General features: G+C 71.8%; 10 protein-coding genes. 6 read left to right on the top strand and 4 right to left on the bottom strand.

Annotated features, from left to right (window positions below):
* Positions 1-51 precede the first annotated feature (51 nt).
* Positions 52-987, bottom strand: a complete 936-nt coding sequence (locus VMS22_03420; GenBank protein ID HXJ33064.1) for an ATP-binding protein — start codon at positions 985-987, stop codon at positions 52-54.
* 199 nt (positions 988-1186) lie between these two features.
* Here VMS22_03420 and VMS22_03425 point away from each other — a divergent pair, with 199 nt between their 5' ends.
* Positions 1187-1519, top strand: a complete 333-nt coding sequence (locus VMS22_03425; protein ID HXJ33065.1) for a DUF2834 domain-containing protein — start codon at positions 1187-1189, stop codon at positions 1517-1519.
* Position 1520: 1 nt separating this feature from the next.
* On the opposite strand, the gene VMS22_03430 is transcribed toward VMS22_03425, so the two are convergent.
* Positions 1521-2981 carry a HAMP domain-containing sensor histidine kinase gene (locus tag VMS22_03430; protein ID HXJ33066.1) on the bottom strand — a complete coding sequence of 487 codons (1461 nt, stop codon included), beginning with the start codon at positions 2979-2981 and terminating at the stop codon, positions 1521-1523.
* Positions 2978-3649 carry a response regulator transcription factor gene (locus tag VMS22_03435; GenBank protein ID HXJ33067.1) on the bottom strand — a complete coding sequence of 224 codons (672 nt, stop codon included), beginning with the start codon at positions 3647-3649 and terminating at the stop codon, positions 2978-2980. The genes VMS22_03430 and VMS22_03435 overlap by 4 nt, the downstream gene beginning before the upstream one ends.
* Before the next feature lie 175 nt (positions 3650-3824).
* On the opposite strand from VMS22_03435, the gene VMS22_03440 reads away from it, so the two are divergent.
* Both VMS22_03440 and VMS22_03445 read left to right on the top strand, forming a co-directional pair.
* Positions 3825-3971, top strand: coding sequence for a hypothetical protein (locus tag VMS22_03440; protein ID HXJ33068.1), 147 nt, complete (start codon positions 3825-3827; stop codon positions 3969-3971).
* Positions 3968-4783 carry a hypothetical protein gene (locus VMS22_03445; protein HXJ33069.1) on the top strand — a complete coding sequence of 272 codons (816 nt, stop codon included), beginning with the start codon at positions 3968-3970 and terminating at the stop codon, positions 4781-4783. The genes VMS22_03440 and VMS22_03445 overlap by 4 nt, the downstream gene beginning before the upstream one ends.
* A gap of 98 nt (positions 4784-4881) precedes the next feature.
* Here VMS22_03445 and acnA read toward each other — a convergent pair whose 3' ends face one another.
* Positions 4882-7557, bottom strand: a complete 2676-nt coding sequence (gene acnA / locus VMS22_03450) for an aconitate hydratase AcnA (protein HXJ33070.1) — start codon at positions 7555-7557, stop codon at positions 4882-4884.
* A gap of 35 nt (positions 7558-7592) precedes the next feature.
* On the opposite strand from acnA, the gene VMS22_03455 reads away from it, so the two are divergent.
* The 3 genes from VMS22_03455 (at position 7593) to VMS22_03465 (ending at position 11764) form a co-directional block, all read left to right on the top strand.
* Positions 7593-8795 (top strand): MFS transporter, encoded by a 1203-nt coding sequence (locus VMS22_03455; protein ID HXJ33071.1) that lies wholly within the window; start codon positions 7593-7595, stop codon positions 8793-8795.
* A 45-nt stretch (positions 8796-8840) separates the two neighbouring features.
* A complete protein-coding gene (locus tag VMS22_03460; GenBank protein HXJ33072.1) occupies positions 8841-10889 on the top strand; it encodes a sulfatase in 2049 nt (682 codons plus the stop codon).
* A 173-nt stretch (positions 10890-11062) separates the two neighbouring features.
* Positions 11063-11764, top strand: coding sequence for a peptidylprolyl isomerase (locus VMS22_03465; GenBank protein HXJ33073.1), 702 nt, complete (start codon positions 11063-11065; stop codon positions 11762-11764).
* Positions 11765-11769: the final 5 nt, after the last annotated feature.

An 11769-nucleotide genomic window follows, 5' to 3' on the forward strand; every position in this document is an offset into this window, starting at 1 on the left:
GCGTGCGCGCCGCGCCCGTGGCGCGGCGCTCCGGTGGGCGTCGGCCGCGTTTCACGCGGCCTCCAGGGGCAGCAGCACCGTGAAGCAGGCGCCGCCGCCGGGGCGGTCGCCCACTTCGATGCGGCCGCCGTGGGCTTCGACGATGTGGCGCGCGACGGCGAGGCCGAGGCCGGTGCCGCGCGAGCGGGTCGTGAAGAAGGGCTCGAAGATGCGCCCGCGGATCTCCTCCTTCACGCCGGGGCCGTTGTCGGCAACGGCGATGCGGACGGCGCCGTTCTCGGCACGCGCGCTCAGCGTGACCTCGCCACCGGCGGGGGCGGCCTCGGCGGCGTTCGAAAGGAGACCCAGCAGCACCTGGCAGACGAGATCGCCGTCGGCCGTGATGACGGGAAGCACCGACGGCTCGTCGCGCTGGAGGCCGACCCCCTTCGCCGCCAGCTCGCCCTGGGCGAGATCCGCCGCACGCGCGACCACGTCGTCGAGCGGCACGGGACGGAGCTGGATCTGGAGCGGACGCGCGAACGCGAGCAGCGAGCTCACGACGCTCGCCAGGCGGTCGACCTCCGCGATGATGAACGACGCCGATCGCCGCCCGTTCACGTCGTCGGCGGGCAGCGTCTCGGTGATCCCTTGCGCGGCCGAGCGCACGACGGCGAGGGGGTTCCGCACCTCGTGTGCGATCGCGGCGGCGAGCTGGCCCAGCGCCGCCAGTTTCTCGCTCTGCGCGAGCCGGGTGCGTGCGCCGGCGAGCGCCTCGGCGGCCGCGCGCTCGCGACGTCGCAGCTCGATCGCGTCGCCGAGCAGGAAGCCGAGGAGCCCGCCCGTGCCCCCGAACCAGGCCGAGACGAGCCAGAAGACGTCGCGGCCGCCCAGGGTGAAGCTCGTCCCGAAGAACGAGAGCATCGCCGCATCGCCGACGCTGATGACGACGCCGAGGGCCGTTCCCCACCAGCGAAGGCTACCGGGGACGAGGAGTCGTGCGAGCATGCTCCGAGCGTCTGCAACCTGCGGGCCGCCCACGGCGAGGGATTCTCCCCCAGTCCTTCTCCGGCCTGCAACGGCGGCCCGCGGCGCCGCCGCTACGGGCCGTGGCGCCGCCGCCACACGCGCCGGGACCAGCCGCACGCGGCGTGGGGCCGGCGCGGCGGCACGGGAATTGGACTGCCATCCTGCCAAGGAGGTTCACATGACCAACGGACGACGGATCGCTCTCGGGATCGTGCTCGCCGACTTCGCGGCGCTCACGGCCTACACGATCTACACCCACGGGTTCGAGGGGAGCCTGGCGCTCTGCTTCGCGAACCTGGCGACGACGACCCTGTTCGCCGATGCGTGCATCGCGCTCGGCCTCGTCGCCGCCTGGATGTGGGAGGACGCGCGCGCCCACGGGCGCGCGTGGCTTCCCTACGCGCTCCTGACGCTCGCCTTCGGGAGCGTCGGTCCCCTCTCCTACCTCGTCCTGGGCCCGCGTCGTGTCGAAGCGGACGCGCGCATGACGGCCCGCACCGTCGCCGCGTAGCTCAGGCCCCCGGACGTAGCGGCAGTCGCACGACAAAGCACGCCCCGTCCCCCGCCCGACCGTCGACTCGGATCTCGCCACCGTGCGCGACCACGAACTCGCGCGCGATGGCGAGCCCGAGCCCGGTCCCGGTCTCCTTGGTGGTGAAGAACGGCATGAAGATGGCGGCGCGCTCTGGCTCGGGGATGCCGGGGCCGCGATCGATGACGGTCACCTCGATCGCCTCGTCCCGCCGAGCGCCCTGGACGAGCACCGCCGTGCCCGCCGGCGAGACCTCGACCGCGTTGCGGATCACGTTCGCGACCGCCTGCTTCACCTTCAGCTTGTCGATCGTGACGCGCAGGTCCGGCTCGCACTCGAGCCGCAGCGCGACACCGCGCTCCGTCGCCTGCGGCTCGCACTCGGCCACGCACTCGGCGAGCAGGTCGCCCAGCGCGTGCTCGTAGAGGTTGAGCCGCAGGTCGCGGCTGAAGACGAGCAGGTCCGTCATCACGCGGTTGACGCCGTCGAGCGCGTCCTCGACGCGGCCGGCGTTCGCCTTCGCCCGACCGACGGCCGCCGCGGGATCGCCCGTCGCGTCGCCATTGCGGATGAGGTCGGTGTAGAGACGGATGATCCCCAGCTGCTGCAGGATCTGGTGCGAGACGACCGACGACATCCTGCCGATGGCCGAGAGGCGCTCGCGGTGCTCGAGCTCGCGGTTGAGCGCCTCCATCCCGACGCGACGCTCGTGGAGGCTCTTCAGCAGCGCGTGGAGCCCGATCGTCGAGAGCGCCCACAGGGCCGCGCCCGGCAGGCCGTGCGCCTGGTAGCCGTACGCGATCATGAACACGAAGGGCGTGAGCCCCAGCACGAAGATCACGAACATGTCCTGCAGGAGCGGCTGGAAGCCGCGCTCCGCCATCGCCCAGATGGGCGAGCGGAAGGCGTAGATCGGTAGCGCGGATACCGACGCCCAGACGACGTAGCTGCCGAGCTCCGCGATCGCCATCACGCCGGGGTGCGCCGTCGGGCGCTCGCCGGGCGCGATCGCGCCCGCGATCCACGCGCGCGCGGCGAGCCCGATCAGGAACGCGCCCCAGTCGGGTCCGAACACGAACTCGCCCGTCCCGCGCCGCGCCACGGGCTGCGCCGTCGTGACGCCCGGGTGGGCCCATCGCTGCCAGCGCTCCGGAAGCGCCTGATAGAGGAAGTACGAGAGCACCGACGCCACGATCTGGAACAGCACGATCGGAAGCCCGCCGACGTAGAGAAAGCCGATGGTCGCCGCGAGGCCCGGGATCGGCAGCGGCATGTTCGGCAGCACCTCGACGTAGAAGAGGTACAGCACGGTCGCGACCGCGACGTACGTCGCATAGATGGGCCAGTCGGCGGCGCGCACCTCGCTCGCGGCGAGGAGCGTCACCGCCGCGCCGGCGGCGATCACGATCGCGCGGAGCGCCGTTCGCAGCCGCGGGCTCACACCGGTCGCGGGGCGCCGAGCCCGAGCTTCACGGCGAGGAGCGCGGCCTTCGTGCGATCGTTCACCTGCAGCTTCCGGAAGATGCTCGCCACGTGGTTCTTCACCGTCTGCTCGCTGATGAACAGACGCCGGCCGATCTCGCGGTTCGACTCGCCCGTGGCGAGGAGCTTCAGGATCTCCTCCTCGCGTGTCGTGAGCGCTGCGAGCTGCTCGCGCAGGTGCTCCTCCTTGCGCTCGCGCTCGAACTCGCGCAGCACGCGCCCGGCGATCTCGCCCGACAGCATCGGCTCGCCGGCCGCGGCGCGCAGCGCCGCGTCGCGGATCTCGTCGGGCGACGCGTTCTTCAAGAGGTAGCCCACGGCGCCGGCCTTGAGCGCCGCAAACACGCGCTCGGAATCCGAGAACGCCGTCAGCATGACGACGCGCACCTCGGGGTGCTTCTCGTGCAGCGCCTTCGTGAGCTCGATGCCGCCCTCGCCCGGCATCTCGACGTCCATCAGGATCGCGTGCGGGCGACCGTGGGTGCGGATCGCCTTCCAGAGCTCCTCGCCGCTGCCGACCGCCGCCGTCACGCGCACCGTCTTGCGCGCTTCGAGGCACTGCCGGAGCCCGTCCCGAAACACGGGGTGATCGTCGACCAGGATCAGCTTTACGGGCTCCTGCGGCACGCCGCGCTCCTTCCGAGCAATATCCCCGCCGCCGCGCCGCCCTCCAATAGTACGTTCGTACCAGGCGCACCACCCGCGCGTACCGGGCGCTCCGGACGCCGCGAAATGATCCCGCCGGCGGATTGTGGCTGGTCCGCGCCGATCCGTATCGTGCGACGTGAAGGGAGGACCAGCCATGGGCGGCACGATCATCGGGAGCGGGATTCCAAGCGTCGTCGTTCCGGCGGGATGTGCGGGGCTGGGGGCCGGCGCCCTCGTCTTCGGGGCGCTTGCGCTCGCCCTCGTGATCCTCGTCGTCGCCGACGTGCGGAGCGCGTCGTGACCGCCGCCGAGCAGGGCTACCTCGGGTTCCTCTGCGAGCGCGACGGCGCGGCGAACTTCGCCCGCCATACGCTCTCGCGTCGCGAGGCGCTCTTCGAGCGCCTGGAGCGCGAGCCCGTGCGGTCGTCACGTCCGATCGACGCCGGCGTCTTCGCGCGGAACCTCGCGCGCCGCCGTCCCGAACCGGGGCTCGACGATCGCATGCTGTGGCTCCTCGCCACCGCGAAGGCGAACCAGGCCGAGCGCTTCGGCGTGGGCCTCGGCGAGCTCTACGGGAAGCTCGACACGAGCGATCCGGTGCGCCTCCACATCGCGCTCCAGGAGGTGTACCACACGCGCATCCTCGCCGACGTCGTGGCGATGTTCGGGGTCGCGGTCACGCCGAAGCCGCCGGCGCTCGTCGTGCGGGGCTTCGTCCGGCTCCTGCTCGCCCTGCCCGAGGCGCAGCAGCTTCCGCTGACGGCCATGGCAGAGATGGTCGGCTGCGTCGTCTTCCGCGCGCTCCGCAATCGCGGCGTCGCCCTGTTCGCCGACGAGCCCGCCGTGGCGGCGCGCATCCGCCTGCTGTACGACGAGATCCTGGCCGACGAGATCGGCCACGTGGGCTACGTCGCGAGCCGGCTCGGCCCGGCGGGTCGTGCGGTCGCGCGCACGCTGCATCGCCTCCTGGGCGCGCGCCTCGCGGGATCGATGCCCGAGGTCGTGCGGCTCTTCGGACGCGCGGAGCTGCGGCGGCGCTTCGCCGCTCCGTTCCGCATCGACGAGCAGGTACGCGAGCTTCGCGGGCTCGCGTACGCGGTCGCCGCGATGTGACGCTAGACGGCGAGCACCGCGGGAAGCTTGTCGAGGGTCTCGCCCCAGCCGCGCTCGCGATCCTCCGCCGTCTCGCCGCCGTCGAGGATGGCGACCTGCTACGCCCCGAGCAGGCCGCGCAGCACGTACGGCAGCAGCCCGCCGTGCCGGTAGTACTCGACGTCGTCCGGCGTGTCGACGCGCGCCGTGACGGTGAACGCCTTCGTCGTGCCGTCCTCGCCCCGCGCCGTCACCGTGAGCGGCTTGCCGGGGCGCAGGCCCTCGGCGATGCCGGCGACGTCGAACGTCTCGCGCCCGGTCAGCCCGAGCGCGCGCGCGCTCTCGCCGGCGCGGAACTCGAGCGGGAGCACGCCCATGCCGACCAGGTTCGAGCGGTGGATGCGCTCGTAGCTCTCGGCGATGACCGCGCGCACGCCGAGCAGCAAGGTGCCCTTGGCCGCCCAATCGCGCGACGAGCCGGTGCCGTACTCCTTGCCGGCGATGACGACGAGCGGCGTGCCGTCGGCCTTGTACTTCATCGCCGCGTCGTAGATCGCGAGCCGTTCGCCCGACGGGATGTGCACGGTGACGCCGCCCTCGACGCCGGGGACGAGCTGGTTCTTGATGCGGATGTTCGCGAACGTCCCCCGCATCATGACCTCGTGGTTGCCGCGCCGCGCGCCGTAGGAGTTGAAGTCCTTCGGTCCGACGCCGAGCGACTGCAGGTAGCGCCCCGCCGGGCTGTCGGCCTTGATCGAGCCCGCCGGCGAGATGTGGTCGGTCGTGATCGAGTCGCCGAGGAGCGCGAGACAGCGTGCACCGCGGACGTCGCCCGGCGAGCCCGCCGTCCTCGGCATGCCCTCGAAGAAGGGCGGCGCCTTGATGTACGTCGAGGCGGCGTCCCACGCGTAGCGGTCGCCGGTCGGCACCGGCATGCCGCGCCAGAGCTGGTCGCCTTCGAAGACGCGGCCGTACTCGTCGCGGAAGAGCGCGGCCGTGACGGTCCGCACCGCGTCGCGCACCTCGGCGTTGGACGGCCAGATGTCGCGGAAGTAGACCGCCTTGCCGCCGGGATCGGTCCCGATCGGATCCTTCGCCGGATCCCAGTCGACGGTGCCCGCGAGAGCGTAGGCGACGACCAGCGGCGGCGACGCCAGGTAGTTCGCGCGCGTGAGCGGATTCACGCGGCCCTCGAAGTTGCGATTGCCCGACAGCACCGCGGCGACGGCGAGGTCGCCCTGCTCGATCGCGGTCGCCACCGGCTCCGGCAGCGGACCCGAGTTGCCGATGCAGGTCGTGCAGCCGTAGCCGACGAGGTTGAAGCCGAGCGCCTCCAGGTCGGCGAGCGTGCCGCTCGCCTGGAGGTAGCGGGTCACGACCTTCGACCCCGGCGCGAGGCTCGTCTTCACCCACGGCTTCACGCGCAGGCCGCGCGACGCGGCCTTGCGTGCGAGGAGCCCGGCGCCGAGCATCACGGCCGGGTTCGACGTGTTCGTGCAGCTCGTGATGGCGGCGATGACGACCGCGCCGTGGCCGATCGATCCCTTCTGCCCACCCATCTCGACGGGCATGGTCTTCGCCGGATCGCCCTTGTCCTTCAGGTACTCGGCGCGCGCCGCCTGCCACGACGTCTTCATGGTCGAGAGCGGCACGCGGTCCTGCGGCCGCTTCGGGCCGGCGAGGCTCGGCACCACCGTGCCGAGGTCCAGCTCGAGCGTGTCGCTGAAGACGGGCGCGGGCGTGTCCTTGGTGCGGAAGAGTCCCTGCGCCCGGTAGTACGCCTCGGCGAGCCGCACGCGACCGTCGTCGCGACCCGAGAGGCGCAGATAGGTGAGCGTTTCGTCGTCGACGGGGAAGAAGCCGATCGTGGCGCCGTACTCGGGCGCCATGTTCGCGATCGTCGCGCGATCGGCGACGGCGAGGTGCTCGACGCCCGGGCCGAAGAACTCGACGAACTTTCCGACCACGCCCTTCTTGCGCAGCATCTCGGTGCAGGTGAGGACGACGTCGGTCGCCGTCGCGCCCTCGGCGAGCGTGCCCGTCAAACGGAAGCCGACCACCTGCGGGATCAGCATGACGGTGGGCTGTCCCAGCATCGCCGCCTCGGCCTCGATGCCGCCCACGCCCCAGCCGACGACGCCGAGGCCGTTGATCATGGTGGTGTGCGAGTCGGTGCCGAGGACCGTGTCGGGATACGCGGCCTGCTGCCCGTTCCGTCCGGCGGTCGCGACGACCGGCGCCAGGTACTCGAGGTTCACCTGGTGCACGATCCCCGTTCCCGGCGGGACGACGCGGAAGTTCGCGAACGCCTGCTGCCCCCAGCGCAGGAACGCGTACCGCTCGCGGTTGCGCTCGTACTCGATCTTCACGTTCTGCGCGAAGGCCGTGGGCGTGCCGAAGACGTCGACCTGCACGGAGTGGTCGATGACGAGGTCGACCGCCGCGAGCGGGTTGATGCGCTTCGGGTCTCCGCCCATCTTCACCATCGCGTCGCGCATGGCGGCGAGATCGACGACGCACGGTACGCCCGTGAAGTCCTGCAGGATCACGCGCGCGGGCATGAACGGGATCTCGCGCTCGGGCGTCTTCTTCGGGTCCCAGGCGAGCAGCGCCTCGATGTGCTCGCGCGTGACGCTGCGGCCGTCCTCGCGGCGCAGGAGGTTCTCGAGCAGCACGCGGAGCGAGAACGGCAGCTTCGCCACGCGATCGCCGAGCTTCGAGACGCGCGAGATGGCGAAGCGCGTGCCGCCGACGTCGAGGGTGTCGCGTGTCTCGAAGCTGTCCAGCGTTGCCATGCGCCTCCTTATATGTGCCAAGGAACGCCGATTCCATGGCGTCCGAGCACCAGCGCGCGTTCCGCATCCTGTTCGTGGGCCTCGTGTGCCTCGGCATGGGGCAGTCGATGCTGTTCTCGACGCTGCCCCCGGCGGCGCGCGAGCTCGGCCTCACGCCGTTTCGCATCTCGACCATCTTCGCCGTCTCCGCGACGCTCTGGGTGTTCGTCTCGCCGTGGTGGGGCCGGCGCAGCGACGTCGTCGGACGGCGGCGGATCATCCTCACCGGACTTCTCGGCTACGGCCTGTCGATGGCGCTCGTCGCGACGACGATCACGTGCGGGCGGACGGGGCTCCTCCCGGCGGCGCTGGTCTACCCGTGCCTCATCGGCTCGCGGTCGATCTTCGCGCTCCTCGGATCGGGCACCGGTCCGGCGTCGCAGGCGTACGTCGCCGATCGCACGAGCCATACCGAGCGCACGGCGGGCGTCGCGTTCCTGAACGCCGCGATGGGGCTCGGCGAGACGATGGGACCCGGCTTCGGCTCGATGCTCGCCGTGCTCGGCCTCGGCGCGCCACTCTACTTCGCCGCCGTGCTCGCGGTCGCGAGCGCCGGACTCCTGTGGCGTCTCCTGCCCGAGGAGCGGGGCCACGCCGCACGGGCGCAGACGCTGCGACCGCGGCTGCGTGTGCTCGACCTGCGCGTGCTGCCGTTTCTCGGCATCGCGGCGGCCCTCCAGGCGGTGCGCGCCACCACCACCATCACACTGTCGCTCTTCTTCCAGGACACGCTCGGGCTCGATGCCGCAGCGACCGTGCGCGACGCCGGCATCGGCTTCGTCGTGCTGGCGGTCGCGGGCCTCTTCACGCAGCTCGTCGTCGTCCAGCGCCTGCGGCCCACGGCGCGCGCCATGCTGCGCGTCGGCGTTCCGTTCATGCTGGTCGCGTTCGTGGCGCTCGCGCTCGGCAATGCGTTCGCGACCCACCTCGCCGCGCTCGCCACGCTCGGGGTCGGCCTCGGGCTCGTGCGCCCCGGCACGTCGGCCGGTGCGTCGCTCGTGGTCGACGCCCACGAGCAGGGTGCCGTCGCCGGAGTCATGAGCGGCCTCGCCGTCATCGGGAACGTCTTCGGGCCGATGCTGGGGACGACGCTCTACGAGATGACGCCTCGCGCCCCATACATCCTCAACGCCGCCATCATGACGATCGCCCTGGCGACGGTTCTCGCCAGCCGGCGCCTGCGCACGCTGCGGGCCTGACGCTTCCGCTTGGCAACTCGTGCACCGTCACGCAGGATGACGGGAGTGCCGCGCCGCCGACGGATCCTCTTCCTGCCGCTGGCGGCCGGCATCGCGGGCCTGTGCGCCTGCGGTCCGAGCGTGCCGTCCGGACCGCCCCCGCAGCTCGTCGCAGCGAAGCGCCTCGTCGACGACGAGCCCGCGACTCTCCCGACCGGGCTCGCGTGGGGCGCGTACGCGAACCTCGCCGGCGACGCGCGCGTCACGCTCACCTCGTTCACGTCGCGCGAGGCCCTGGTCGTGGGCGTGACGCCGCCGGCCGCCGGCGCCCGGACGCAGACCTGGACGGTCGACATTCCCGATTCGTGGCGCGACCGGAAGTGGGTCGGCATCCAGCCGATGGTCCGGCTCGACGGCCAGGGCGGCGTACCGTTGCCGTTCCAGCTCGTGTCGCCGGCCCGCGACGGCCTGCGCGTCGGTATCGACGGCGGCGACCTGGCTCACGACACGTGGATGGCGGTCCAGATCGCGCCGGTTCCCGCCCTCGACACGCGGGACATCGTGAGCGAGCCGTTCGTCGTCGCGCGCGGCGCGGTGCTCGGCTTCGGGGCCGGCCTCGAGCCGCGCGGACCGGGCGGCACCCCGTTCCCGGTCGAGTTCCGCGTCGCGGTCGAGGACGACGGGCGCGAGACGGTCGTGCAGCGCACGGTGGTCGACGCAGCGCGGGCGGGCGGCTGGGTCGACGCACGCGCCGATCTCGCCGCGTTCGCCGGCCGCACGGTACGGCTGCGGCTCTCGACGGCGGGCGCCGACCCCGCGCACGACGGCACCGCGCTGCCGCTGTGGGCGGATCCGGTCGTGCTGGTCCCGCAACGCGCCCATCTGATGAACGTGGTCCTGCTGTCGCTCGACACGCTGCGCGCCCGCAGCGTCGGCGCGTACGGCTGCCTGCGTCCGACCACGCCCTGGCTCGATCGGTTCGGCGCGGAGGGGGTGGTCTTCGACGCGGCCTACACGACGGCGCCCCACACGCTGCCCGCCCACGTGAGCGTCTTCTCCGGTCTCTACCTTCGGACGCACACCATCCGGTCGCCGCGGCAGGCGCTTCCGCCGACGGTGTCGACGGTGACCGAGCATCTGCGCGGCGCGGGATACGAGACGGCTGCGTTCACCGAAGACGGCTTCGTCGATCCGGGTGTCGGCATCCGGCGCGGCTTCGCCACCTACCGCGAGAACACGAGCCCGAACCTGCACGAGCCGCTCGGCCAGGCGGCGGCGACGTTCGGCGCGGGGATCGAGTGGCTCGGGCGGCACCGCGATCAGGCGACGTTCCTCTTCCTGCATACCTATCAGGTGCACTTCCCGTATACGCCGCTGCCGCCCTACGATCAGGCGTTCGAGCCGACCGCCGAGCCCCTCGATCCGGACCAGCGCGACCTGCTGCGCTACGAGCAGGAGACGCGCTACCTCGACGACCAGGTGCAGCGCGTGCTCGATGCGATCGACGGCCTCGGGCTCGGCGTCCGCACGCTGGTCGTCGTCATGTCCGATCACGGTGAGGAGTTCATGGAGCACGGGCAGCGCACGCACGGCTTCCAGCTCTACGACGAGTCGACGCACGTGCCGCTCATGATGCGCCTTCCGGGCGCCGTCCCGGCCGGGCTCCGCGTCGACACTCCCGTGTCGCTGATCGACGTCGCCCCCACGATCCTCGATCTCGTCGGCGCCCCGCCCCTCGTCGGCGCCGACGGGCAGAGCCTCGTGCCGCTGCTCGGAGCCGGCAAGGAGAAGTGGGACCGCCGCGCGGTGTTCTCCGAGGCGTATTCCTCGCTGGTCGCGCACCGCAGCGACCTGCTCGCGACGCGGACGGCGCTCGTGCATTGCATCTTCCGGACCGGCCGCGGCACCGCCGAGTGCTACGATCCGGCGGTCGATCCCGAGGAGCGCTCGCCGCTCGTGGGCCGCGAGCGCGACATCATGGCCGCCCGCAACCAGACCGTCGTGTACGGTGCGCTGAAGCCGGTCGAGCCGGCAGCGGCGCCGGTCGAGGCTGCGACGCCGGCGGCGCAGAAGGAGCGGACCGAGAAGCTCCGCGCGCTCGGTTACGTCGAGTAGTCGCTAGCGCCGGCCACGGGCGTCGAAGAAGCGCTGCACGGCGCTGCGGTGCCCCCGTAGCTTCGGGGATCGGACATGCGCTCCTCCTCTGCGCGCCGCCGTATGCCCGGTCGGGAGCCGTGGCAAGGCGCCCACTTGATCGCCGGCGCGTTCTCGGTCAGGAAGCGCGGTCCATGAAGAGCCCCCTCGCATTCATCGTCGCCGCCTGCGTCCTGTCGGCGGCCGTCGCCACACCCGCGCCGGCCGAGGACAAGCCGGCCGCGCCCAAGAAGGAGGCCGCCGTGAGCGGAGCCACCGATCCCGCCATCGCCGAGATCGACAAGTTCATCGCCGAGAAGAAGATCGACAAGGCGAATCCCAACTGGAAGACCAGCCTGCCGCAGCCGCCGATGCTGACCTTCACGAAGGGCAAGAAGTACATCTGGGTCCTGCAGACGAACAAAGGCACGATCAAGATCGCGCTCAAACCCGACGTCGCGCCCATGCACGTGTCGAGCACGATCTATCTCACGCGCCTCGGCTTCTACGACGGCGTCGTGTTCCACCGCGTGATCACCGGCTTCATGGCCCAGGGTGGCGATCCGCTCGGCGTCGGCACCGGCGGACCCGGCTACAAGTACGCGGGCGAGTTCTCGCCGACCGCGAAGCACGACAAGCCCGGCATCCTCTCGATGGCGAACGCCGGCCCCGGGACGGACGGGAGCCAGTTCTTCATCACCTTCGTGCCGACGCCGCACCTGGACGGCCGCCACTCGGTGTTCGGCGAGGTGGTCGACGGCATGGACGTCGTGAAGAAGCTCGAGGCGGCGGGATCGGCGTCGGGCAAGACCAGCGAGCCGCTGTCGATCACGAAGGCGACGATCGAGGTGCAGTAGGTCCG

Source organism: Candidatus Eisenbacteria bacterium, from assembly GCA_035577985.1.
Lineage (GTDB): Bacteria > Desulfobacterota > Binatia > DP-6 > DP-6 > DATJZY01.

What these genes read in the sequence shown, in the direction of transcription:
- VMS22_03420 (HXJ33064.1), bottom strand. Translation starts at nt 987, where the DNA reads ATGCTCGCACGACTCCTCGTCCCCGGTAGCCTTCGCTGGTGGGGAACG.
- VMS22_03425 (HXJ33065.1), top strand. Translation starts at nt 1,187, where the DNA reads ATGACCAACGGACGACGGATCGCTCTCGGGATCGTGCTCGCCGACTTC.
- VMS22_03440 (HXJ33068.1), top strand. Translation starts at nt 3,825, where the DNA reads ATGGGCGGCACGATCATCGGGAGCGGGATTCCAAGCGTCGTCGTTCCG.
- acnA (HXJ33070.1), bottom strand. Translation starts at nt 7,557, where the DNA reads ATGGCAACGCTGGACAGCTTCGAGACACGCGACACCCTCGACGTCGGC.
- VMS22_03455 (HXJ33071.1), top strand. Translation starts at nt 7,593, where the DNA reads ATGGCGTCCGAGCACCAGCGCGCGTTCCGCATCCTGTTCGTGGGCCTC.
- VMS22_03465 (HXJ33073.1), top strand. Translation starts at nt 11,063, where the DNA reads ATGAAGAGCCCCCTCGCATTCATCGTCGCCGCCTGCGTCCTGTCGGCG.